The sequence below is a fragment of the Haloferax sp. SDI50 genome, from assembly GCF_059802635.1.
This window is the reverse complement of record NZ_JBPULL010000001.1, coordinates 2,496,430-2,519,142: the sequence shown is the minus strand read 5'-3', so window position 1 is coordinate 2,519,142 and position 22,713 is coordinate 2,496,430. Positions and strand designations below refer to the sequence as shown.

The following is a 22,713-nucleotide window of genomic DNA, read 5'->3' as shown; positions in this document are numbered from 1 at the left end:
GAACGTTTTTCTATTCTCGTCTCGACGGTGAAGCCGTGTCGAACGCGCCGCTCACCGTCACGCTGAACGACGAGCGCCCGCACGATCTCTCGGTAGCGCCGTCGTTCTCGACGAACGGGCCGTTCTCGGTCGAACTCGCGAACGAGGGGCAGGCGGTGCACGTCCACCTGCACATCGACGACGAACTCTCGCGCGCGGCGAGCCTGTCCGAAGGAAACCACTTCGTCGACGGCGACCAGACCAAGACCGTCGAGGTGTTCGTCACCCAGCCGTCCGAGCCGGTGTCGGGGAAGCTCAAAATCGTCTCGGGCCACGGCTCGGAGACGAGATACGTCGACGTGACCGTCGAACCCGGCTCCGGCGGCAAACCGCCGGTCGACGTGGACGAGACGCTATCGAAGCCGAAACAGCCCGAACCCGAGCCGAGCGTGACCGAGAGCATCGCCGACGTGTTCCCGAGCGTCGACCCGCGGGCCGCCCCGCTTTTCGGCCTCGCGCTCGTCGCGCTCGTTCTTGCGGTGGCGCTCGCCTCGCTGTTCGAGAGCTTCGCCATCACCCTCGGGGCCGGCGTCGTCGTCGGCGGCGTTCTCGCGGCGCTGGTGCTGACGATGCGGTGACGGCATCGAAAAACGAAACGCGGAGCGCCCGCGGCGCGGCCTACTCGTCGTCGGGCGCGTCGGTCGGGACGCCGCCGAGGTTGCCCTCGTCGTCGAACAGCTTCGCGCGCAGGAACCGCGCCCGGTAGCGGTTCGCACCCTCGTACACGTCGGCCTCGCGGATGTCGTCGATGCGGCCGTCCGCGACGGCGTCGATGATGTCCTCGACCTGTTGTTTCTCCGAGGGCGTGAGTTCGAACTCGTAGGTCCGGGTCTCCTCGCCCTCCAGCCGCGTCCACTTTCGGGACGCCGCGATGACGACGGAACACGGCTCGCGGCACGGGAACGCGCCGTCGCCGCCGTCCACGTCGAGGTCGGTGTCGTCGTCGTACTGCCACTCGCGGCGCTTGACGCACTGGCTGTCGGCACAGCAGGCCTCCGCGACCCAGTCGACGTGTTCGTGACCGTCGCCGCGGTTCCACGTCTTCACGACGCTGTACATCCCGGTCTGACGGCCGATGGCGTCCTCCCAGTGGGTCACGTCGAGTTCGCCCCGGCGCTCGCGGTACCAGTTGGGAACCGACGCGGGGTAGAACGTCTCGACGGTCTCCACGAGGTCGCGGCCGTCGAGGGCGGGGAACAGCCAGCCGCCGGCGAGGTTGCTGCCGGACTTCAGCGGGCGGTACCGCCCCTTCTCGTCGTAGGTCGCCAACTGGCGGGCCGCGAGCGGTTCGTGGTAGGCGTCGAGGTCGTCGCGGTCGGCGGCGGCCTCGTCGGCGTGGCGGAGTTCGTAGGACCGCTCGCCGTGGTCGTCGACCGTGACCGTGACGAGCAGTTGGCCCCACTCGCGGCTGACGCCGTCCCGGAGATCGTCGTACCGTTCGGGGACCGAAGCGACGTCAGCGTCGGCGTCGCTGGCGCTGTCGCTTCCGTTTCCGTCGCCGTCGCCGCCCGTATCGACCGGCGCACCCTCGACCCAGCGGAGGAACGCCCGTCGTTGCGGGCTGGACGCGCCGACGACCTCGGACCAGAAGTACCAGTTCGTCGCGTAGTCGTCGCAGTCGTCGAGAGCCTCGCGGAGTCCGTCTTCGGTGAGCCCCGAGAGCGTCGCGTCGGGCGTTTCGAGGCGGAACCCGCCGTCGCCGTCGGGGGCGACGGTGAGGCCGTCGAGCGAGACGCCGCCGCCGGTCGTCGCGGCGTCGACGAGGGCGTCGCGGTGGTGCTCCATCAGTTCGCCTCCTGCGGCGTCTTCCGGGTGCGTTCGCGCACGACTTCGAGGCTGTTACCGATGTCGGCACCCGCGTCGGCCGCGCGTTCGAGTACCACGTCGGCCATGAGCCCCTCGGTGCCGACCGCGCCGGCGTACCAGATTCGGTGGCCCTCGACCTCGGCGGGCACGTCGTAGCCCGTTCGGTAGTCGTCGGTCAGGCCCATGTCCTCCGGGATGTCCTCTTGGGTGTGGAAGCCGTCGGCGATAAACAGCGGGACGACGACCACGTCCTCGGAGTCGAAGTAGTCGGTCACGTCGTCGACCTCGGGTTCCTCGTCCATGTAGAGCGCCTGGACCTCGTCGAAGCGGCCCATCTCGCGGATGCGGTCGGCGTGGTACTCGATTGCCTTCGCGGAGTTCTCGTTGCGCTCGGTCCCGTGGCCGACGACGGCGAGGCCGAAGCCCTCACCGACGTTCGGGTCGCCGGTGACCGTCTCGGCCCGGCGGACCAACACGTCGGTCATCGCCGCGTGCGTCCCGACCGGCCCGCAGTAGTGAATCGTCTTCTCGGGCACGTCGTTCGCGGTGAGGGTGACGTGCGACGCCGACAGGCCGTCGGAGTCCCAGTCGGCCACGTCCCACCCGTCGAGGCGGAGTTCCCGCGGGATGACCTGCTCCGTGAAGTAGCCCTCGCTGATGAAAAGCGGGACGACGTACACCTCGTCGGCCTCGACGGTCCGGAGCACCTCGCGGATAGACGGCTCTTCCTTCCAGAAGCCGGTCCGTACCTCGTCGAACGCGCCCACCTCGCGGACCGTGTCCGCGTGGTCGTAGGTGGGGGCGCTCGAATCCGGGTTCAGGTGCGACCCGTGCGCCACGATGACCAGAGCTTGCATGTCCGGGGGTTACGAGGGGAGTGTCTTATGAACTTCGCATCGGAGAAAGGAATCTTCGGGTTCGGCCAACTCGCGTTCACTACTCGTTCAGGCGGCGCGACGCGGTGGGGCGGGGAGTCGCCTCCGAGACGGCCGCGACAGCGCCCGGCGAGCGGCGCTTTTTTGCGCGCGCCCGACCACGGCTGAGGCATGTCCCTCGCCGCCGACGCGCGCGACGCAGTCCGCGAACGACCGTACCTCCTCACCGCGCTCCGCGCGGGCGTCGTCAACTACGCCGCCGCCGCGGCCGAACTCGACCTCGGCGACGACGAGGCGGTCGCGGCCGCGCTCCGCCGGTTCGCTGACGACCTCCCGTCGCTGGAAGCCGACCCCCGAGACGCGTCCGTGACGATGCGGAGCGGCGTCGGCCTCGTCGGCGAGGACGTCGAGGAGACCGACGACGACCCCGTGCTCTCGGTCGCCGGCGTCGACCTCGTAAGCGGCGGCCCGCTCACGGCTATCATCGCTGAGGGCGAGGTCGACTCGACCGTCCTCGCCGCCGTCCTCTCCCGACTCGACGCCGAGTCCGTCGTCGTCGACGCCGCGGGCGTCGCGGGCGACGCGCTCGCCGTGGTCGTACCGCGCCGACAGGGGGCCGCCGCCCTCCGCGTCGTCGAAGCGGCCGTCAGCGATTTATACGTCTGAGTCTCGGCTATCAACCGTGATAGCCGGCGGCCGGCGCTTATTACCTCGGAGTCGGTGAGTTCCTCAATGGTTTCGCCCAGCCCTCGCGACGACGCCGGCAACATCTCGCTTTCATCCACGGAACTCCTCGCCGAACTCGACCTCGACGGCGACGAGTTGGGCTGGCGGCAGTCGTTCGTCGGCTTCGACGACGAGGACGCCGCGCGTCTCGCAGACCTCCGAGATGTCGTCGAGGCCCGCGACGAGGCGCTCGTCGACGGCTTCGTCGAGCCGATTCTCGCGAACGAGCGGACGACGGACGTCATCGACCGTTCGAAGACCGACCTCGACGGCCTGCGGGCCGTCGTCTCGGGCTACTACCGCTCGTTCACCGACGGGAACTACGACCGGAACCACTACGCGGCGCGCACCCGAATCGGCCTGCTCCACGACAAACTCGACATGCCGCTGCACTACTTCGGCGGGATGTTCGCCAACGTCACCGGCATCTTCGCGGACGAACTCCGCGGGCGCGCCGTCGCCGACGCCACCGAGTCGCTGTCGGGCGACGACGCCGACCGCGTCGAACACACCATCGACGAGGCGTTCGCGGACATGATGGCCGTCGTCCGCGGGCTCAACCTCGACCGGCAGGTCGTCAACGCAACCTACCTCTACTCGTACTCGCTGGACGTTCGCGAGGAGGTCCGCCGGGCCAGAGAGAGCCGCGGGGACCTGGAGTCGGTCGCGTCCCAGCTTCACGAGGAGACCGCCGACACGAGCGAGAGCATCGCGGAAATCGAGGGACTGGCGGCCCGACAGGCCGACATGACCGAGGAAATCGCCGCCGAGCTATCGAACCTCAGCGCAACCGTCGAGGAGGTCGCGGCCACCGCCGACGACGTGTCTTCCCGAAGCGACGAGGCCACCACGCGGGCCGAGGAGGGCCGCGCCGAGGCCGGCGAGGCGATCGACGCGATGCGGCAGGTCGGTGACGACCGCGACGAGATAACCGTCAACGTCGAGGCGCTCGTGGCCGCCATCGACGAGATTCAGGACATCGTCGAGGTCATCGACGAGGTGGCCGACCGGACGAACCTGCTCGCGCTCAACGCCTCCATCGAGGCCGCTCGCGCCGGCGAGGCCGGCTCCGGCTTCGCCGTCGTCGCGGACGAGGTGAAATCGCTCGCCAACGAGTCGAAGTCGCAGGCCGAGCGCATCGGCCAGATGATAGAGGACGTGACCGACCACATCGAGGACACCGCCGAGGCGCTGTCGTCGGCCGACGAGAACATCGACCACGGCATCGAGCGGGTCGAATCGACCGTCGAGAGCCTCGACGAGATAACCGACTCGGTCGCCGACGTGACCGACGGCATCGACGAGGTGGCGCGGGCGACCGACGAGCAGGCGACGCTCACCTCCGACATCGCCACCTTCGTCGACGACGCGGCGACGCAGGTCGACGAGGTGACCGAGGAGATAGACCGCATCTCCGAGAGCGTCTCCGAGCAGGCCGAACAGGCCGCCGACCTCGACACGGCCGTCGAGGACCTGGACCGCGAGGCCGACCTCGAATCGTTCCGCCGGCGCGCGGAGACGACGACCGACGGCGGCGTCGCCACCAGAGGCGGTCACTACGCGCTCGCGTCGGCGGCGAACGCCGACCGCGCGGTCGGAGGAGAGACGGAACCTGCAAGTCCGACGGGCGACCGAGTCGGCGGCGCGGAGTCCACCCCGACCGGCGACGATGCAACCGCCGACCCAACCGACCGGATTCCGGCGTTCGTCAAGCGACTGCTCTCGGAGGAGACGCTGGCGAAGATTCGCCGCGGCGAGGCCGACCGCCCGGAGTGGACGAAGTAACTGCTGCGATGAGGTGACGACGGCGCGGCGGCCGGCCCGTGAGGACGGCGGCACACCGACCCCGAACCGGCCGCGCTTCCGACGGGTTGAAAGCGGTCCCGGAAGTAGCCGAGTGTGATGACCCTGTCCGTGACCAACACCCTGACGGGAGAGCGCGAGGAGTTCGAGTCGCACGGCGACGAAGTGTTGCTCTACGTCTGCGGACTGACGGTCTCGGACCACGCGCACCTCGGCCACGCCCGCCTGTGGATGCACGCCGACCTGATGCACCGCTGGCTGGACTACGAAGGTTACGACGTGCGCCACGTCGAGAACTTCACCGACGTGAACGAGAAGATAGCCGCCCGCATCGGCGAGGACGACCTCGGCGGCGACGAGGCGGGCGTCGCCGAGCACTTCGTCGGCGACGTAATTCGCGACATGCGCGGGCTGAACCTGAAGCGTGCCGAGGTCTACCCGCGCGTCTCCGAGCACATCCCCGAGATTATCGACCTCGTGCAGACGCTCGTCGACCGCGGCCACGCCTACGAGTCCAACGGTTCGGTGTACTTCGACGTGTCCACGTTCGACGACTACGGGAAGCTCTCGAACCAGAAGCTCGAGGAACTGGAGTCGCGGGCGACGAAAGACGAGCGCTCCGAGAAGCGCAACCCGACCGACTTCGCGCTCTGGAAGGCCGGCGCGGTCGACCCCAAGACGGCCGCCGAACACCGCGACCCCGACCTCGACCCGCTCCACGAGCCGTGCGGTCAGACGTGGGAGTCGCCGTGGGGCGAGGGCCGCCCCGGCTGGCACATCGAGTGCTCCGCGATGTCGATGACGCACCTCGGAGACACCCTCGACATCCACGTCGGCGGCCGCGACCTCGTGTTCCCGCACCACGAAAACGAAATCGCCCAGTCTGAGGCGGCGACCGGTCAGCAGTTCGCCCGCTACTGGCTCCACGTCGGCCTGCTCCAGACGGAGGGCGACAAGATGAGTTCGAGCCTCGGCAACTTCTTCACCGTCGGCGACGCCCTCGACGAGTTCGGCGCGGACGTGATTCGGACGTTCTACCTCTCGACGGCCTACGGCTCCGAACAGACGTACTCCGAGGAGACCATCGCCGAGGCCGAAGAACGCTGGGAGCGCCTCGAACGCGCCTACGAGGCCGCCGTCGACGCGGTCGACAGCCCCGACGCCCGGACGAAAGTCGAGGCGACCGACCTCCGCGACACCGTGACCGAAACCCGCGAGAACTTCCGCGAGGCGATGAACGACGACTTCAACGTCCGCGAGGCGATGGCTGAACTGCTCGGCCTCGCCGGCGCGGTCAACCGCCACGTCGCCGACGCCGACGAGTACGACTACCGCGCGCTCCGCCGGGCCGTCGAGGCGTTCGAGGACCTCGGCGGCGAGGTGTTCGGCCTCTCGTTCGGTGACGCGGGCGAGGGCGGCGACGTGTCGGTCGCGGAGGACCTCGTCCAGCTCGTCTTGGACGTCCGCGAGGCCGAGCGCGAGGCGGGCAACTACGAGCGCGCCGACGACCTGCGCGACGACCTGACGGCGCTCGGCGTCGAGGTCGAAGACGGCCCCGACGGCGCGACGTTCCGGTTCGAGTAATCCTCCCGGTTCCCCGGCTCACATCGTAAACAGGTGCGAGTCGTCGGGAACGTCGAACAGCCCCATTCTGACGCCCGCATCCAGCCAGCCGTAGCCGTACGAAAAGGACGCCAGCGCGTTCACCCAGTCGTCGTCGGCTTTGAAGTGCCGGCCGTCGTCGAGGTAGGACTCGGCCATCTCCAGACAGTCGGCGGCGGCGTCGCCGAGGTGCGTCTCGTCGGGGACGGCCTGCACCGCCTCGTCGAGCGCGTCGGCGAGCATTCCCTCGTAGCGGTTCGTCTTCTCCTGTAAGTCGGCGGCCATGCGGAGTCGTGCGTCCGCGACGGATACCGGTCTTTCGCTCCGCGCGCCGCGAGAACTGTGGCATGCGTTGTCGTGTCGGTGGTGTAGCGCGCCTCGCAATACAGCGAAACCTTAAGACGCCGGTGTAGCGAACTATCGGCTATGACAGAGGACGCCGATTCGTTCGTGGAACACAGGAAACTCATCATCGCCGGCTCGGGTATCTCCGGCCTCTCGTCGGCCATCTACGCGGCCCGCTCCAACAACGAGCCGCTGGTGCTGGAGGGTGACGAGCCGGGCGGACAGCTCACGCTCACGACCGAGGTCGACAACTACCCCGGCTTCCCCGAGGGCATCTCCGGCCCGGAGCTCATCAACAACATGAAAGAGCAGGCCGAGCGCTTCGGCACGGAGATTCGCCACGGCATCATCGAGGACGTGGACGCCTCCGAGCGACCCTTCACGGTCACGCTCAAGAACGGCGACGTCTACACCGCCGACGCCCTCATCGCGGCGTCGGGCGCGTCGGCCCGCACCCTCGGCATCCCCGGCGAGGAGAACCTGATGGGCTACGGCCTCTCGACGTGTGCGACCTGCGACGGCGCGTTCTTCCGCGACGAGAAAATCATGGTCATCGGCGGGGGCGACGCCGCCGTCGAGGAGGCCAACTTCCTCACCAAGTTCGCCTCGACGGTCTACCTCGTCCACCGCCGCGAGGAGTTCCGCGCCGAGGACTACTGGGTCGACCGCCTGATGGAGAAGGTCGACGAGGGCGAAATCGAACTCATGCTCAACACCGAGGCGACGGAGCTGCACGGCTCGCCCGAGGAGGGCGTCGACCACGTGACGCTCGTCCGCAACCCCGGGGGTCACCCGAGCGACAAGCTCGACGACCCCGAGACCGAGGAGTTCGACTTCGACGTGGGCGCGGTGTTCTACGCCATCGGCCACACGCCGAACGCCGACTACCTCGACGGCACGGGCGTCCAGCGCGACAACGACGGCTACATCGTCGCCAAGGGCGGCTCCGGCGGCGGCCAGACGGCGACCGACGTACCCGGCATCTTCGCCGCAGGCGACGTGGTCGACTACCACTACCAGCAGGCCGCGACGGCCGGCGGCATGGGCGTGAAGGCCGCCCTCGACGCCGACGACTACCTCGAAGAGCTCGAACGCGAGGAGAAGCGGGCGGCCGCGGGCGCGGCCGAATAGGCGGTCTCGCGCGCTCGCGCTCGGCGTTCGTTTTTCGGGTTTCTCTCGATTTTCGTTCGGTGCTCCCTACGTCAGCGACCGCAACAGCCACGCGAGAACGAAGCTAATCGCCACGAAAATCAGGTAGACGCCGGGCGAAAAGCGCGCGTCCACGACGCCGACCGCGTCCGCGACCGCGACGGCGAAGATGACGAGACCGACGCCGACGAGCCCGTTCCCGAGGATGTTCGGAACTCCCCGTTTGGTTTCCATAGCCGCGGTTGGAGTCGACGAAAAATAAGCGTACGGAGCGTTCCCAGCGGGTGAAACGGGACGCGGTTGTGGTCCGACGGACGCGGCCCGCCCGCAGTCGTCAGTCGGCCGCGCCCGGACTCGCGTCGGCACCCGCGCCGCGCTCGTCGGGCGTCAGGTAACACTGCGGGTCGGGCCCGAACAGTTCGCCGGTCGCAGCGAGCGACCGAAGCCGAGAGGAGCCGCGACACACGTCCTGATACTGGCAGGTCGCGCACTTGCCGGTGAGGTGTTCTTCCCGCTCGCGGAGTTTGGCGAGAAGCGGGTTCGACTCGTCGTCCCAGATGTCACCGAACGGGCGGTCCCGGACGTTGCCGAGGCTGTATCCCTGCCAGAACTGCGTGAGGTGCACGTCGCCGCGGTAGTCCACGTCGGCGACGCGCTCGCCGGTCGGGTCGCCGCCGTTGACGCGGAGATACCGGTGAATCCGCTCGGCGTGGTCGCGTCCGAGTTCGTCGCGGGCGTACTCGACCACGTAGGCGGAGTCGGCGTAGTTGCCGACCAGGAGCGTCTCTATCTCCTCGCCCTCGGCGTGGTACTCGCGGGTCATGTCGAACAGCCGGCGGACGGCGCGGCGCTGGGCCTCGTCGTCGAGGTCGGCGTCGGCGATGTCGCCGCCGCGGCCGCCGTAGTCGAGGTGGTAGAAACAGAAGCGGTCGACGCCCACGTCGTACAGCAGGTCCACCACGTCCTCCATGTCGGCGGCGTTGTGCTCGGTGATGGTGTACCGGAGGCCGGTCTTGAGCCCCACCGAGAGGCAGTTTTCGATGCCGCGGACGGCGGCGTCGAACGCGCCGTCTTTCCCGCGGAAGCGGTCGTTTCGCTCCTCTAACCCGTCGACGGAGACGCCGGCGTAGGAGAGGCCGGCGTCGCGGAGCGCCCGGGCTTTCTCCTCGGTGATGAGCGTCCCGTTGGTCGAAAGCACCGCCCGGATGCCGGCGTCGGTGGCGTAGTCCACGAGTTCGACGAGGTCCTCGCGGACGAGCGGTTCGCCGCCCGAGAACAGAAGCACGGGCACGTCGTAGGCCGCGAGGTCGTCGATGAGGCCCTTCGCCTCGGCGGTCGAGAGTTCGCCCTGCGCGGGGTCGAGGTCGGCCCCGGCGTAGCAGTGTTCGCAGTAGAGGTTACAGCGCCGCGTCGTGTTCCAGACCACGACCGGACGCTGCTGTTTCTCCTCGCGTATCTGCTCGATGTCGGCGTCGGGGTCGTCGTAGCGGAGACCGTCGCCCTCGGCTCCCTGCCCGCAGAGGAGCTTGCTGATGGAAATCACTCGGCGGACACCCCGTTTTCGGCACCGCGGGCGTCCCCCGCATCGTCGCCGGTTCCCGCCCCGCCGTTCGACTCCTCGCCTTTCGCAGCGAGGTCGTTCCCCCCGAGTCGGAGGAACTCGTCGGCCGGCGCGAGCCAGAGGTCCGCGTCGCCGCCGCCGAACAGCGTCCGCGCCTGCTCGGTCGCGAGGTCCTCGGAGGGCGCGCTCACGCCCCCGACGTGGCGCATCGGCTCGGTCGGCACGTCGCGGTAGAACACTTCCCACTGGCGGCTGCCGTCGATTCGCGGTCGTCGCCTCGGGTCGTCGTCGTCCATGCCGTCGCCTTCGGGCGGGACGGTCACGCTCGTTTCGCCCGTTTTCAGCGCGTGGGAATCGAAGCTTTCGACTTGTTCGGCCGCTCACTAGAGCCAGCTAATGACGCAACGGTTCTCCCGGCGGTCGTTTCTCCACGCAACGGCGGCTTCGACTGGTATCGCGCTGCTTGCGGGCTGTTCGAGTTCGTCCGGCGACGGCTCCGGCGGCGCGGGCAACGGGGACGGAGCCGGCGGCGACACGTCCGGCGGGGACGACGCGGCCGACCACGAGATGCGGGACTTCGGCGGCTGGTTCGACCGGACGCAAAACTACGACGGCGTCCACGACCTGACGGGACAGGACAGCGTGACGGTCGCGGTCGGCGCGGCAGGCAACGGCGGCGGCTACGCGTTCGCCCCCGCCGCGGTGCAGGTCTCGCCGGGAACGACGGTCGTCTGGGAGTGGACCGGAAACGGCGGGACGCACAACGTCGTCAACCGCGAAGACGGCCTGTTCGAGTCGGAACTCACCGTCTCCGAGGGCCACACCTTCGAGTACACGTTCGAGGAGTCCGGCGAGTACAAGTACGTCTGCGTCCCCCACGAGACGCTCGGCATGGTCGGCGTCGTCGTCGTCGAGTAAGCGTAAGCGGTCGCAGCGTCGGCACTATCCTCGGCTCGTTCCGGACGAGTGACCCCCTCAGTCCGCGGGCAGGTCGTCCGGTGGCGTCGTCACGCGGACTTCGCGGCGTCGTTCAGCGGCGCGGTACAGAGGACGCAGCCGGTCTCCCGGAGCGTCCGCATCATCGGCTCGTTGACCCGGTAGCGCTCGCCGCACTCGGGACAGGTCACGTCGAACTCGCGCATCGTTGCTCACCGGCTAGCGGTACGCCGCGGGGCCCCGAGGTGGCGCACCCTGCATTCGCGGGGGACTGATACCCCGGCGACACGTCTCATCTCGTCACTCCTGGAGAATGGCACCCATGAGCTTCTTCTGCGCCATGGCGAGGTGCTCGGAGAACGTCGAGGTCGTGATGCCGAGTTCGGCCGCGACCTCGCCTTTGTTCGCGCGCCGCGGGTGGTCGAAGTAGCCCATCTCGTGGGACATCTCCAGCACCTCGCGCTGGCGGTCGGTGAGCTGGCCCCGCTCGACCAACACGAGGTCCCGCGACTCGTCGGTCGACGACTGGAGCAGCCGGCGCACGTCCACCGCCCCCGACGACTCTCGGAGGGCGGCGACCACGTCGCGGAGCGTCTCCACGTCTGGCGCGTGGAACGTCAGAAACAGCGCGCCATCGCGCGTCTGTACGTCCACGACCGGGCAGTCGAACGCCTCGACGCGCTCGCAGGGACAGCCGATGCCCCCCTCGCGGTCGAACCGGTAGACGCTCCCGTCGCCGTACTCGAACAGCCGTTCCATCTCCTCGGGAACCTCGTCGTCGTCGTCGAAGACGAACTCCTCGACGACCGACCCGCGCTCGTTGGGAGCCATGCTCCGCGAGAGCGCGTAGCCCGAGGTGTCGCCCTCGGAGACTGTCGCGACGGGACAGCCGTCCGGCCCCGTCACCTTCAACTCCGCTCTGATGCCCGCTGCGCTCGTCATAAGAGTACGAAGTCGCCCCAGCCCCTGATATAAACACCCCCGATACACCGGGCCTTTATATCGTGGTTCGTGTCACCGCCGCCACCGTCGACAGGTGGGCTGCGGCCGGTCGGTGGGGAGGTATAAAGCGCCCCGCATATTCGGGGTGCTCTTCGACGGACGACGCGGCCGAACGTACGAGTGAGCATGCAGACCGGCCTCAGACGCACGCCGACCGGACCGAAGCCCGCCGAGTTGGAGGCGGAACAGGTGCTGGAAGCGCTCTCGGACCGCGCGTGCCGGCAGATTCTCACGACCCTGCAAGGCGCGACCGAGCCGATGACCGCACAGGACCTCTCGGAGGCGTGCGACGTGCCGCTGTCGACGACCTACCGGAAGGTCGAACAGCTCTCGGAGGCGGCGTTGCTCGACGAGACGCTCCAACTGCGGGCGAACGGGACGCACACCCACCAGTACCGGTCGAACGTCGAGTCGGTCACGGTCTCGCTGAACGACGACCGGGGACTCGAAGTCGCCCTCGGCGGGGACCGCTGATGGGCTCGGGGCCGGTACATCCGCCGGATTCGGGGAACGAAGACCACACTCGCCCGCGGCTCGCGTCTCGGCTGACCACCCATCCCGACGGGCGCGAGGAGTGCACGATTTACCCGTCCGATGCGACGCCCGAGGCCCAACTGACGCGGTGGATTTCGGCGTTCGAGGGGAGCTTCGTCGACCTCGATGCGATGGAGTAGGCGTCGGGGTGAGAGAGACCGGAGGGTTACAGTCGGTCGGGGTCGACGCCGTCGTCGCCCCTGGTCCACGGGCGCGGGCTGTCGAGCGCCATGAGATACTCTTCTAAGAGGGTCGGAAACGCCCGCCCGCGGAGGTTCCGCAGGCCGAAGTCGGCGGCCCAACTGATGATGCCGGTGTCTTCGGTGACGACGCCGGCGTTCAGTTCGCGCGCGAGGATGAGGAGGTCGAAGTCCTCCCGAGAGTCGAGCACGCCCTGTCTGAGCGCGCCGCGGTAGTCCTCGCGGAGGTCGGAGATGACCTTGTCAACGTCGGAGAGCTTCGACCCCCCGTTGGAGCGCTGTTTCGACTCCTCGGCCTTACGGACGGCCTTCTCGGAGACGCGGAGGCCGCGGTTGACCCGGTCGGACATCTCATCGATAAAGCGGTAGACCACCTCGGCGGGGATGTACACCTCGTATCGGTCGGGGTGTTTCTTGATGACCCACGTATCGAGTTTGCCGAGCACGTCCTCCGAGACGCCGCGCTCGCGGAGGATGTGTTCCAACTCCGCGGCGATAGACGGCGGCATGTAACACGAGATGTTCAGGTCCAGTCGCGCGGCGGCGATGGTGTCGAGGAGCCGTTCGATGCCCTCCTCGAACGTCTCGTCGTCGTCTCGAATCTCCTCGGAGAGAAACAGCGAGGTGTCGAGCACGAAGCGTTGTTTCAGCGGGTACTCGGCCATCGTTCGGTAGTTGGTACCGCGGCACTATGACCCTTCCCCGCGGTCGAGGGTGAGCGGTACCGGTGAGAGAAACCGGACGAAGACGGCTCAGAACAGCGGTTCGATGCGGTCGTCGCCGGTCGAGATGAGGTCGTCGAGCGACGCCGCGCTGGACTCGCGTTTGGCGAGCATATCGCGTTGGGTCTCGATGGCGACCGCCTGTAACTCCTTGACCCGTGGCACGTCGTAGACGCCCGACAGGAGCACGACCGCGGCGACGAAGTTCGAGTCGATGGGATAGTCGCCGCCGCGAATCTCCATCGTCCCGGTCTCGTCTTCGAGCCACGTCCGCGCGCGCTCGATGCCGCGGCGCGACAGCACGTCCGACGGGCCGGCGACGACGACGAGGCCGCGCTCCGCGCCGGAAATCTCGCAGGGCAGCGTGAGCCGCCCGAGCGCGGCGCGGCGCACGAGGCTGGTGATTCGGTTCGTCGAATCGCCGCCGTCGTCGGCCTCGGCCTTCCCGCCGGAGAGCCGAGACAGGAGGCCCCGCTTCGGGCGGTCGAGTTCGACGGCGGCGTAACCGATTGTCGAGACGCCGCCGCCGCCGAGCGTGTTGATTATCTCGGAGGCGTCCACGACGGACTCCGCCACCGCGCCGGAGCCGTCGCCCTCGCCGGCGCTGAACAGCACGCCGAGCCGACGGGCGAGTTCGGCGTTGAGACTGCCGTAGCCGGCTTCGAGCGACTCGCCGGTCTTCCGCCAGGCGTCGTTGTCGAACACGATGAGGTTGTCGACCTCGCGGACGAACGTCTGGAAGGAGCGCGCGGCGTTGAGCGTGTAGATGCCGCCTTCGTCCCGCGCGGGGAGGATGCCGAGCCCGTAGACGGGTTCGGTGTAGATGTGCTTCAGTTCCCGCGCGATGACGGGCGCGCCGCCCGAGCCGGTGCCGCCGCCGAGTCCGGCGACGACGAGAAAGGCGTCAATCTCGTGGACCGGGAGGTCGTCAATCATCGAGAGCACCTCTCCGACGTCTTCCGCGATGACCTCCGCGCCGAGTTCGTTGTCCGCGCCGACGCCGTGGCCCTTCACGCGCGTCAGGCCGACGAGCACCTGCCGCGACTCGGGGACGGTTCGGAGTCCCCGAAGGTCCGCGCGGGCCGAGTTGACCGCGATTGCGTCGACGACGAACCCCGTCTTCGCCCGTCGCTCGTAGTCGACGAGGGCGTCGACGACTTTGCCGCCTGCCTGTCCGATACCGATGAGTGCGAGTTTCATGTCCGTCTTCCTCTCAGAAATCCGACCGACTAGACGTGCGCTCAGATATTGAATATGCTGTGCGTAGGGCCGCGCAACGACAGTTTAACTGGAAAATAAGTCCGACACTCTGTCGTCGCTGACAGCGTCGGCGTCGGTCGATTCGGCGTCGGTCGCGCCGGACTCGTCGGCGGTCGCTCCCGTCTCGCGGTCGGCGTCGCCGGTCGCGCCGTCGTCGCGCGCTGCGAACGCGTCGCAGGCGAGGTCGCCGACGGCCGACAGGAGGTCGCCCGGTTCGACGACGCGGCCGCGCTCCCGCAGGCGCTCGTAGACCGCGAAGCCGTCGTCGCCGGCGTAGTTCCGCTCCGAGAACGGTCGCTGTTCGACGAGGACGAGCCGGTCGGCCTCGGCCGCCGCTTCGAGGTTGGCGAGATTGCCGTCTCCGACCTCCACGTCGGCGACGACGGTCACGTCGGCGGCGGCGACTCGGGATTCGACCGCGGCCCGCGCCGCGTCGTCGACCGGCGAGTACGGCGGCACGGTCACGAGGTCCGCGCCGACCCGGCGGGCCGCCTCGGCGTCGGTATCGCCCTCGTTGAGCGCGCCGGCGGAGAGGGCGTAGCCGGCCGCCGACAGCAGGTGGAGCGCCCGCGCGCCGGTGCCGCCCCCGCCGACGACGTGGACCCGGCCGTTGGCGTCGTCCGACGACGGCGGGAGGGCGGTCACGTAGACGGAACCGGTGACGGGGTGCCGCGAGACGACCGCCTCAGCGTCGAACGCCTCGCGTAAGTTCCCCTCGGTGAGCACCGTCTCGGGGTCGCCCGCCGCAAGGATGCGCCCGCCCGACAGGAGCACCAGCGCGTCGCAGTAGTGGGCCGCGAGGTTGAGGTCGTGGATGGCCGCGACCGCGGTCGTGCCGTCCGCGACGAGGTCGGAGACGAGTTCGAGCGTGCGGACCTGGTGGTTGATGTCGAGGCTGGCGGTCGGTTCGTCGAGGAGCAAGAGGGGCGTCTCCTGCGCCAGCGCGCGGGCGATGAGGACGCGCTGGCGCTCGCCGCCGCTGACTTCCGTGACGGGGCGGTCGGCGAGCGACTCGACGGCGGTCCGGCGCATGGCGGACTCGACGGCGGCGTCGTCGCGCTCGCGCCAGCCCTCGAAGCGCCCGCGGTGGGGCGTGCGGCCCATTCTGACGACCTCGCGGACGGGGAAGTCGAAGGTGACGCTCGTGGTCTGCGGGACCGTCGCCACGAGCCTGCTCGCCGCCTTCGACGACAGGGCGTGGACATCTTCCCCGACGACGCGAACCGACCCCTCGTCGGGCGCGAGCGCGCCGTTGAGCGTCCGGAGCAGGGTCGTCTTCCCCGCGCCGTTGGGGCCGATGAGTCCGACGAAGGTTCCTTCGCCCACGTCGACTGAGACGGAGTCGAGAATCCGGGTGTTTCCGAGGGAAAGCGACACGCCGTCGAGTCGAATCGCCGGCTCGGTGTCGCTGAAGGGGTCGGAGCCGTCGGAGTCGGGACCGGCGAAGTCGGAGTCAGCGGAGTCCGCGTCGCCGACGCGGTTGGGGTCGCTCACGGTGAGTGCACCTCCCGCGTGCGGAGCAGGTAGAGGAAGAAGGGCGCGCCCACGGCGGCGGTGACGACGCCGACCGGAATCTCCGCGCCGCCCGAGCGGGCGACGGTGTCGGTGGCGACGAGGAACGACGCGCCGGCCAGCGCCGACGCCGGGAGCAACACCCGGTGGTCGGGACCGACGAGGAGCCGGAGCATGTGGGGGACGACGAGGCCGACGAAGCCGATGACGCCGGAGACCGAGACGGCCGCGGCGGTGACGACGCTCGCGGTGGCGAGAAGCAGCTGTTTCGTCCGCTCGACTTCGATGCCGAGGGCGTGGGCGTCCTCCTCCCCGAGCAGCAGGACGTTCAGGTCGCGGGCGTGGACGACGAGGAGGAAAAACGGAAGCGGCAGGACGAGGGAGAGCATCCAGACCTCGCTCCACGTCGCGCCCGCGAGGTGGCCCATGAGCCAGAAGACGACCTGTCGGAGGCTCTCGCCGCTCTGGAGGAGGAGAAACGAGATGACCGCGCCGAGAAACGTCTGGATGGCGACGCCCGCGAGAAGCAGGGTCGCAACCGGGGTTCGGCCGTCCTCGCTGGCGAGCAGGTAGACGACGAAAGCGGTGACGACGGCGCTGACGAAGGCCGCGCCCTCCAGCCCGAACGGAATCGAAAGCGACAGCACGATAGTCGCCACCGCGCCGACGGCGGCCCCGGAGGAGACGCCGACGATTGAGGGGTCGGCCATCGGATTGCGGAAAAAGCCCTGCATCACGGTTCCCGCCGCCGCGAGCGCGAAGCCGACGAGCGCCGCGAGGAAGATACGAGGCAGGCGGACTGAGAGCACGATGATGCGAGCGGGGCGGGGAACGGCAAACTCGAACGGCGAGACGAACTCCAGCGTCGGCGTCGGAACCGACCCGACGACGGGGAAGGCCGTCGCGCCGCCGAGCGAGACGCCGACGGGGACGGAAACCGCGTCCGCGAGGATGGCGGCGACGGTCCGAGGCGGGATGGTCACGGCCCCGATGCCGGCGCTCACGACGACGACGAAAAACAGGAGCCCGGCGAGGCCGAGCGACCACGAGGTCGCCCGCGTTCGAACGCTCATTGGGCACAACCGCGCTTTCAGTAGGTAAATATTTATTGAACAGCCGCTGAGGCCACTACCGTGAACCGACAACTCGTCGTCGCCCTGCTCGCGTTCGCGACCGTTCTCGCCGGAATTCCGGCACCGGCCGCGGCCGCGGTAGGTCAGGCGGCACCGCAGCAGACCGCGGCCTGTACGTTCCCGGTGACCGTCACCGACGCGACGGGGACCGAAGTCACTATCACCGACGACCCGGAGCGGGTCGTCACCACCAACCCGAGCGCCGCCCAGACCATGTGGGAACTCGGCGCGCGCGACGAGGTCGTCGGCGTCTCGCAGTACGCCATGTACCTCGACGGCGCGGCCGACAAGGGGAACGTCTCCGGCTCCGGCGGCCTCAACGTCGAGGCCGTCATCGGTCTCGAACCGGACCTCGTGTTGGTCCCGAACTCCTCGTACAACGCCGAACCCGACCGCATCGAACAGCTTCGCTCGGCGGACATCTCGGTCGTCGTCTTCGAGTCCGGTGAGTCGCTCGCCGCCGTCGCCAACAAGACCGAACGTGTCGGCCGCATGACGGGCAACTGCGAGGCCGGCGTCGAGCGCGCCGCGGAGATGCGCGACTCGATAGCGAACATGGAGCAGGCCCTCGACGGCGCGGAGCGCCCGGTCGGCCTCAACTCCTTTTTCGGCTACTCCTCCGGGTCGGGCACGTTCATCTCCGACATCATGACGACCGCGGGGCTGCGCAACGGCGCGGCGGAGGCGAACCTCACCGGCTTCGCCCAGATTAACGAGGAGTTCGTCGTCGAGATGAACCCCGAGTACATCGTCGTCCCCGACCACGCGCCCGTCCCGAGCAGCCCGGCGTACAACAGCACGACGGCGGTACAGGAAGGTAACGTCATCGTCATCGAGGCGCACAAGCTCCAACAGCCCGCCCCGCGAGCCATCGAGGCGAGCGAGGCGATTCTCGAAGCGGTCCACCCCGACGCCTACGAGCGCTACCGGCAACTCGAAAACGAGTCGGTGACGGAGTCGACCGAGTCCGCGACCGAGACGACCACGACCGCGGACGCGACTGCGACCGACGCCACCGAGGCAACCACGACAACCGAGTCGTCGGAGTCCACGACAGAAAGCGACGCGCCCGGGTTCGGCGTCGTCGCCGGCCTCGCCGCCATCGGCGCGGCGGTCCTGCTCGCGCGCCGCCGATAACCATACAGACACCCACGCCGGCTCCGTTTCTCCGCCGCACGCGCTCGGCTCCGTGAGACCACAACCGTATTACCGTCGGGTGGCAGACACACGAGTATGGTCGAGAACGTCATCTACCCCGCCTACCTCGACGCCTCTCTCTCGCGCAGCGAGGGTCGGCGGGTCGCCCAGTCCGCGGCGGTCGAAGCGCCGACCGTCGACGAGATTGCGAAGGCCGTCCAGCAGGTCGGCTACGACGCCGTCATCGAACGGGACAAACGGTACTCCCGCGAGTTCGAAACCCGCGGGCGCGTCCTCGTGAACAACGCCGACGACGCCACGAAAAACGACATCGTGCAGGCGGTCGCCGCCTACGTCGGAATCCTCCGCGACTGATGCGACGAATCGGCACGGTCTCCCGGACGGCGCAGGGCCTCGCCATCGTCCGCCTCGACGACGACGACACGCCGGACATCGGCACGATGGTCCTCGACGAGTCGCTGTCGACGGTGGGTCGCATCGTGGACGTGTTCGGCCCGGTCGACCGCCCTTACGTCGCGGTCACGGCCGACAGCGGCTCACCCGCCCGCCTCGTCGGCAGCAAGCTCTACGCTCGCTGACGACGCCAGAGCGCAACCCCCATACTCCTCGGGTGGGAACGGCCCTCTATGTCACGCCGCGCCTATCGGGGGGTCGCCCTCGCCGCCCTCATCTTCCTCGTCGTGCAGGTGGGTGCGCTCGCCCTCGTGCCGACGTTCTTCGAACAGGGGTACCAGACGGTCGAAGACCCCTCGGACCCGACGAACAGCCTGCTCTACATCGGCGCGATTATCGCCATGACCGCGTTCATGCTCGCGGCGTTCAAGTACGACCTCGACCAGCTCATCCGACTCGTCATCGTCTTCACGAGCGGCCTGCTCGCGTGGTACGTCTTCGCCGCGCTCATTCCCAGCGCGCTCGTCGCGGTCGGCCTCTCGGCGGCCGTCGCGCTCGCGCTGCTCGTCTACCCCGAGTGGTACGTCATCGACGCCGCGGGGGTGCTCATGGGCGCGGGCGCGGCCGCCCTGTTCGGCATCAGCTTCGGCCTGTTGCCCGCCATCGTGCTCCTCTCGGTCCTCGCCGTCTACGACGCCATCAGCGTCTACAAGACCAAGCACATGCTCGACCTCGCGGAGGGCGTGATGGACCTCCGCATCCCGGTCGTGCTCGTCATCCCGACGACGCTGTCGTACTCGATTCTCGACGACGAGTTCGCCCGCGACGCCAACGAAGTCGGCGACGGCGAGAACGCGACCGACGGGGGCGAACCGGCGGAGACGGCCGATGCCAATACGGAAACTGAGACGGCCAATGACGACGCCGAGGACTCCGAGTCCGGCGAGCGAGACGCCTTCTTCATCGGCCTCGGCGACGCGGTCATGCCGACCGTGATGGTCGCCTCGGGCGCGTTCTTCTCCGAAGCGCCGTCCCTCGGATTTGGTACGCTCCCGGCGCTCAACCTCCCGGCGCTCCTCGCCATGGTCGGGACGTTCGCCGGGTTCGCCGGGCTGATGTGGGCCGTGATGAAGGGGCGGGCGCACGCCGGCCTGCCGCTTCTCAACGGCGGCGCGATAGGCGGCTACCTCGTCGGCTCGGTCGTCGCCGGCGTCCCGCTCGTCTCCGCGCTCGGACTCGCACCGTACCTCTGAAACGCGGGTCCGTCGAAGTTCTCGTCCGGTGATTGTTTGTTGCGGCTGTGCTGGATAGAGCGCGAATCGGTCACGGGAACTTACCGGGCTTCGGCCGTCCGAATCGGTAGATAGAGAGCTACCCGTCGATCGTGAGTGTATAGCTCCACTCAAACGCTTCCCATGTCGTGTCCGCTCTAACTTTCGGCACAAATGATTCGGTAAAGTGGTGTTCCCCTGCGGGAAGACAGCCCACATCTTCGGGTCGATTGCTCACCCACTTGTCCATCGTGGCCTCCAATATTTCTCGCTCCGGGTAATGCAGTACAGTGTATTCGGTCTGAATGCACTCCCCCGCATCGAGTGACTGCCATCTAAGCACGTCAGGAAGAACGAAGTGAACAAGATTCGTCTGCCAGCACCCCTCGACCGGGCGGTCCGGGATAATCTGTTCGTCTGTTCCGAAGGCGTGTTTCTGTACCCGACGGTCACTCGGAATGAGAACAAGCCATCCTTGGCCTTCACTCCAAATACTGGAGTACGGCTGGATTGCGCCGAAGCCAACCGTTTGCTCTTCGGAGGAACGATTCTCAAATGAACCCCGAATCTGAGCAGGTGCATCGGATGAGAAATCGCGTAGCTTCTCCATACTGAGCTGGAAGGGTTTCTTGCTGGGTTGAGGTCCTTCAGTAACCGTGATACGGGGGTAGCGCCCAGAAGCCATAGAAAACAACGACGCCCCAATCAAGTAACATTATTGAACCGATTTGGGCGAAATCAGTACGCTAAGACGGTGGTTGATACGGACCCCAACTGGAGAGGTTTAGAACGTTGTCTGTGGGTAGATGCCTCTTTGTCGTGCTGAACTCTCTCTACGTCTCGCACGCCATCTCTCCCACCCCTCAATCCCAACAGCGGCGTACCGGCCGAGTCTCCCCCGACTTCACCTCACTCTTCGTCCGCGCCCTCGCGGACGCGAACCGCCATCCCCGCCTGGAAGTCAAGCATCGCATCCGCGGAGAGTTCCGCGCGACCGACGCCCAGCAGGTCGCCGTCGGGGCCGACGACGCACACCTCGTCGCCCGAGCGAACCGCCGGGTCGGCGGCGGTGACGAACTTGGCGAAGGCGTTCTTGCCGTCGCTGACGAACGGAACCGACTCGTCGCCGACGCGGACGACGTAGGCGTCGCCGTCGAGAGCGTCGTAGAGGCGGCGTCCCCCGGCGACGCCGAGGGTGAACCGGCCGTCCGTGCCGTAGGAGGTGACGCGGTCGCCCTCGACGTACACCTGTCGCGGACGGCCGCTCCGCGAGCGGGAGAGTTCGATGTCCGCGTCGGCCGGGAACAGCGCGTCGCCCGCACCGGCCCCGAACTGGTAGTCGGCGACGACCCGGAGGTCGTCCAAATCGGTCGCGTGGCCTTCGGTCATACCCCGCCGTTCGCCCCGCCGGCTAAAGTGGGTCGCGGTCCCGGCCGGCCGCGTGCGCCGAGCTACCACGCCCGTTCGAGACAAAAAGCCCTAAGTACGGGACTGACCGCCCTCAGAGTATGTCTGTGGACGTTCGACTCGCCGCCGTGGGGACCGCGCTGCTGCTCGCGAGCAGTGTGCTTCTCACGCAGACGGCGCTCGACTGGCGGCTCCCGACGGTGCTCGCCGCCATCGCGGCGCTCGGCGCGGTCGCCACCGTGGCCCGATTGGCGACGCCGACGGCCTGAGTTCCCACCCGCGGGCCCGGATACGACCCCGACCACGCCGGCGTCTCGACCCTCCCGTTTTACGTATTGTCGCATCGACAGGTCGAACTATGGCTGCGATTAGCTCCCTCCAGACCGCCCTCCGAGGCATCCGGTCGAACCCGGTGTTGTTCCTCGGCAGTCTCGCCTTGGGCCTCATCACGCTCCCGCAACTCGCCACGCAGTTGGCGCAGATACCGTTCGTTCCGACCATCCTCATGGCGGCGACGTTCTTCGTCACGCCGTTCGTCGCCGCCGGTCTCTACGGCATGGCCGACGAGGCGGTCGGCCGCGGGGGCGGTGGCTCGACCTCGCTGTCGACGCTCACGGCCGTCGGCCGCGAGAAGTACGTCTCGGTGCTCCTGGCGAACTTCGTCCAACTCGGCATCGTCCTCGCCTTCGGCATCGTGTTCGTCATCATCGTGGTCGCCGTGGCCGTCTCGCTCGGTCTCGGCGGCCTCGCAGCCAGCGGTGGCGATGTCTCCAATCTCGCCCTCGGCGGCGGCTTCCTGGTCGGCATCGCCGTCCTGGGCCTCCTCGGACTGGTGTACCTCGTCGTCAGCTTCCTCATCCAGTTCTACCCGGTCGCGGTCGTCGTCGGCGACAAGGGCCCCATCGAATCGTTCGGCGAGAGCTATCGACTCGTCCGGCACAACGTCGTCCCCACGCTCGGCTACTCCGTCATCCGGTTCGTGGTCGGTCTCGTCGTCAGCATCCCCGCCACGGGCGTCATCCTCTTTGTGTCGTTCCAGAGCGTCCAGCAGGTCCAGGAGGCGGCGAACCCGGCGGCGGCGCAGGCCGGGGTCGGCTTCGCGCCGATGGAAATCGCCGCTATCGCCGTCCTCTCGATAGCGACGCAGACGATTCTCGCGGCGTTCCAGTACACCTACGCGGTCGCCTTCTTCGAGGCTCACGACGCGGGGACCGACGGACCGACCGGGACGGCCGGTCCCGACATCGACGGGGACGCGGCGATTCCGCAGTTCGAGTAG

Annotated in this window: 28 protein-coding genes and 1 pseudogene; 14 read left to right on the top strand and 15 right to left on the bottom strand. The window is 68.3% G+C overall.

The features are described 5' to 3' along the window. The first annotated feature begins 35 nt into the window (after positions 1–35). A complete protein-coding gene (locus ACSR87_RS13285; protein ID WP_004063868.1) occupies positions 36–617 on the top strand; it encodes a DUF7524 family protein in 582 nt (193 codons plus the stop codon). 40 nt (positions 618–657) lie between these two features. On the opposite strand, the gene ACSR87_RS13280 is transcribed toward ACSR87_RS13285, so the two are convergent. Both ACSR87_RS13280 and ACSR87_RS13275 read right to left on the bottom strand, forming a co-directional pair. Further along, entirely contained in the window at positions 658–1,824 is a 1,167-nt protein-coding gene (locus ACSR87_RS13280; protein WP_498530794.1) for a DR2241 family protein, read from the bottom strand. Continuing rightward, positions 1,824–2,702 (bottom strand): CbiX/SirB N-terminal domain-containing protein, encoded by an 879-nt coding sequence (locus tag ACSR87_RS13275; RefSeq protein WP_004063886.1) that lies wholly within the window; start codon positions 2,700–2,702, stop codon positions 1,824–1,826. The genes ACSR87_RS13280 and ACSR87_RS13275 overlap by 1 nt, the downstream gene beginning before the upstream one ends. Positions 2,703–2,891: 189 nt before the next feature. Between ACSR87_RS13275 and ACSR87_RS13270 the strand changes: the two genes are divergently transcribed. From ACSR87_RS13270 to cysS, 3 genes are all read left to right on the top strand, one after another. After that, positions 2,892–3,386, top strand: coding sequence for a DUF7523 family protein (locus tag ACSR87_RS13270; RefSeq protein ID WP_498530793.1), 495 nt, complete (start codon positions 2,892–2,894; stop codon positions 3,384–3,386). A 66-nt stretch (positions 3,387–3,452) separates the two neighbouring features. Further along, the gene (locus tag ACSR87_RS13265; RefSeq protein ID WP_498530792.1) at positions 3,453–5,231 is read left to right on the top strand and encodes a globin-coupled sensor protein; all 1,779 of its coding nucleotides are present in this window, start codon (positions 3,453–3,455) and stop codon (positions 5,229–5,231) included. A gap of 117 nt (positions 5,232–5,348) precedes the next feature. Next, entirely contained in the window at positions 5,349–6,833 is a 1,485-nt protein-coding gene (cysS, locus tag ACSR87_RS13260; RefSeq protein WP_498530791.1) for a cysteine--tRNA ligase, read from the top strand. Positions 6,834–6,851: 18 nt separating this feature from the next. Here the strand turns inward: cysS and ACSR87_RS13255 are convergent, their stop codons facing one another. Then, positions 6,852–7,136 carry a DUF357 domain-containing protein gene (locus ACSR87_RS13255; RefSeq protein ID WP_008573715.1) on the bottom strand — a complete coding sequence of 95 codons (285 nt, stop codon included), beginning with the start codon at positions 7,134–7,136 and terminating at the stop codon, positions 6,852–6,854. Between the two features lie 141 nt (positions 7,137–7,277). Between ACSR87_RS13255 and ACSR87_RS13250 the strand changes: the two genes are divergently transcribed. Next, entirely contained in the window at positions 7,278–8,327 is a 1,050-nt protein-coding gene (locus tag ACSR87_RS13250) for an NAD(P)/FAD-dependent oxidoreductase (protein WP_498530790.1), read from the top strand. A gap of 66 nt (positions 8,328–8,393) precedes the next feature. On the opposite strand, the gene ACSR87_RS13245 is transcribed toward ACSR87_RS13250, so the two are convergent. The 3 genes from ACSR87_RS13245 to ACSR87_RS13235 all read right to left on the bottom strand — a co-directional run bounded on the left by ACSR87_RS13245 (position 8,394) and on the right by ACSR87_RS13235 (position 10,229). Further along, positions 8,394–8,579, bottom strand: coding sequence for a hypothetical protein (locus tag ACSR87_RS13245; RefSeq protein ID WP_004043815.1), 186 nt, complete (start codon positions 8,577–8,579; stop codon positions 8,394–8,396). 100 nt (positions 8,580–8,679) lie between these two features. Continuing rightward, positions 8,680–9,888, bottom strand: coding sequence for a TIGR04347 family pseudo-SAM/SPASM protein (locus tag ACSR87_RS13240; RefSeq protein ID WP_498530789.1), 1,209 nt, complete (start codon positions 9,886–9,888; stop codon positions 8,680–8,682). Beyond that, a complete protein-coding gene (locus tag ACSR87_RS13235; protein WP_498530788.1) occupies positions 9,885–10,229 on the bottom strand; it encodes an Htur_1727 family rSAM-partnered candidate RiPP in 345 nt (114 codons plus the stop codon). The genes ACSR87_RS13240 and ACSR87_RS13235 overlap by 4 nt, the downstream gene beginning before the upstream one ends. Before the next feature lie 73 nt (positions 10,230–10,302). Between ACSR87_RS13235 and ACSR87_RS13230 the strand changes: the two genes are divergently transcribed. Further along, the gene (locus ACSR87_RS13230) at positions 10,303–10,824 is read left to right on the top strand and encodes a halocyanin domain-containing protein (protein ID WP_498530787.1); all 522 of its coding nucleotides are present in this window, start codon (positions 10,303–10,305) and stop codon (positions 10,822–10,824) included. Positions 10,825–10,913: 89 nt separating this feature from the next. On the opposite strand, the gene ACSR87_RS13225 is transcribed toward ACSR87_RS13230, so the two are convergent. Together ACSR87_RS13225 and ACSR87_RS13220 are read right to left on the bottom strand one after the other, a co-directional pair. Continuing rightward, on the bottom strand, positions 10,914–11,048 hold the full coding sequence (locus ACSR87_RS13225) for a DUF7560 family zinc ribbon protein (protein ID WP_004043819.1): 135 nt from the start codon (positions 11,046–11,048) through the stop codon (positions 10,914–10,916). A 94-nt stretch (positions 11,049–11,142) separates the two neighbouring features. Continuing rightward, positions 11,143–11,784, bottom strand: a complete 642-nt coding sequence (locus tag ACSR87_RS13220; RefSeq protein ID WP_498530786.1) for a helix-turn-helix domain-containing protein — start codon at positions 11,782–11,784, stop codon at positions 11,143–11,145. A 186-nt stretch (positions 11,785–11,970) separates the two neighbouring features. Between ACSR87_RS13220 and ACSR87_RS13215 the strand changes: the two genes are divergently transcribed. After that, entirely contained in the window at positions 11,971–12,318 is a 348-nt protein-coding gene (locus ACSR87_RS13215; protein ID WP_004063905.1) for a winged helix-turn-helix domain-containing protein, read from the top strand. Continuing rightward, entirely contained in the window at positions 12,318–12,518 is a 201-nt protein-coding gene (locus tag ACSR87_RS13210) for a DUF7511 domain-containing protein (protein WP_498530785.1), read from the top strand. Before ACSR87_RS13215 ends, ACSR87_RS13210 begins: the two co-directional genes overlap by 1 nt. A 26-nt stretch (positions 12,519–12,544) precedes the next feature. Here the strand turns inward: ACSR87_RS13210 and ACSR87_RS13205 are convergent, their stop codons facing one another. The 5 genes and pseudogenes from ACSR87_RS13205 to btuC form a co-directional block, all read right to left on the bottom strand. Then, positions 12,545–13,243 (bottom strand): RNA ligase partner protein, encoded by a 699-nt coding sequence (locus ACSR87_RS13205; RefSeq protein WP_498530784.1) that lies wholly within the window; start codon positions 13,241–13,243, stop codon positions 12,545–12,547. Positions 13,244–13,330: 87 nt separating this feature from the next. Then, a complete protein-coding gene (gene cetZ3, locus ACSR87_RS13200; protein WP_498530783.1) occupies positions 13,331–14,500 on the bottom strand; it encodes a tubulin-like protein CetZ3 in 1,170 nt (389 codons plus the stop codon). Between the two features lie 84 nt (positions 14,501–14,584). Then, positions 14,585–15,205: a hypothetical protein gene (locus tag ACSR87_RS13195; RefSeq protein WP_498531068.1), complete on the bottom strand. Its 621-nt coding sequence runs from the start codon at positions 15,203–15,205 to the stop codon at positions 14,585–14,587. Positions 15,206–15,211: 6 nt separating this feature from the next. Next, positions 15,212–16,054, bottom strand: a pseudogene (locus tag ACSR87_RS13190) (heme ABC transporter ATP-binding protein); the annotation flags it as partial. Further along, positions 16,051–17,145: a vitamin B12 ABC transporter permease BtuC gene (gene btuC, locus ACSR87_RS13185; protein WP_498530782.1), complete on the bottom strand. Its 1,095-nt coding sequence runs from the start codon at positions 17,143–17,145 to the stop codon at positions 16,051–16,053. The pseudogene ACSR87_RS13190 and the gene btuC, both read right to left, overlap by 4 nt. Positions 17,146–17,205: 60 nt before the next feature. Between btuC and ACSR87_RS13180 the strand changes: the two genes are divergently transcribed. The 4 genes from ACSR87_RS13180 to ACSR87_RS13165 all read left to right on the top strand — a co-directional run bounded on the left by ACSR87_RS13180 (position 17,206) and on the right by ACSR87_RS13165 (position 20,009). Further along, positions 17,206–18,342 (top strand): PGF-CTERM-anchored ABC transporter substrate-binding protein, encoded by a 1,137-nt coding sequence (locus tag ACSR87_RS13180; protein ID WP_498530781.1) that lies wholly within the window; start codon positions 17,206–17,208, stop codon positions 18,340–18,342. Positions 18,343–18,438: 96 nt separating this feature from the next. Further along, positions 18,439–18,717: a signal recognition particle subunit SRP19 gene (srp19, locus tag ACSR87_RS13175; RefSeq protein WP_004043828.1), complete on the top strand. Its 279-nt coding sequence runs from the start codon at positions 18,439–18,441 to the stop codon at positions 18,715–18,717. Next, positions 18,717–18,941, top strand: a complete 225-nt coding sequence (locus tag ACSR87_RS13170; protein WP_004043829.1) for an H/ACA ribonucleoprotein complex subunit GAR1 — start codon at positions 18,717–18,719, stop codon at positions 18,939–18,941. The genes srp19 and ACSR87_RS13170 overlap by 1 nt, the downstream gene beginning before the upstream one ends. Positions 18,942–18,989: 48 nt before the next feature. After that, positions 18,990–20,009 carry a presenilin family intramembrane aspartyl protease PSH gene (locus ACSR87_RS13165; protein ID WP_498530780.1) on the top strand — a complete coding sequence of 340 codons (1,020 nt, stop codon included), beginning with the start codon at positions 18,990–18,992 and terminating at the stop codon, positions 20,007–20,009. A 118-nt stretch (positions 20,010–20,127) separates the two neighbouring features. Here ACSR87_RS13165 and ACSR87_RS13160 read toward each other — a convergent pair whose 3' ends face one another. Both ACSR87_RS13160 and ACSR87_RS13155 read right to left on the bottom strand, forming a co-directional pair. Further along, positions 20,128–20,712, bottom strand: coding sequence for a hypothetical protein (locus tag ACSR87_RS13160; RefSeq protein ID WP_498530779.1), 585 nt, complete (start codon positions 20,710–20,712; stop codon positions 20,128–20,130). A 224-nt stretch (positions 20,713–20,936) separates the two neighbouring features. Then, positions 20,937–21,416, bottom strand: coding sequence for a PUA domain-containing protein (locus tag ACSR87_RS13155; RefSeq protein ID WP_498530778.1), 480 nt, complete (start codon positions 21,414–21,416; stop codon positions 20,937–20,939). Positions 21,417–21,535: 119 nt separating this feature from the next. On the opposite strand from ACSR87_RS13155, the gene ACSR87_RS13150 reads away from it, so the two are divergent. Together ACSR87_RS13150 and ACSR87_RS13145 are read left to right on the top strand one after the other, a co-directional pair. Further along, positions 21,536–21,703 (top strand): hypothetical protein, encoded by a 168-nt coding sequence (locus tag ACSR87_RS13150; protein WP_008579182.1) that lies wholly within the window; start codon positions 21,536–21,538, stop codon positions 21,701–21,703. Between the two features lie 89 nt (positions 21,704–21,792). Then, the gene (locus ACSR87_RS13145) at positions 21,793–22,713 is read left to right on the top strand and encodes a DUF7847 domain-containing protein (RefSeq protein ID WP_498530777.1); all 921 of its coding nucleotides are present in this window, start codon (positions 21,793–21,795) and stop codon (positions 22,711–22,713) included.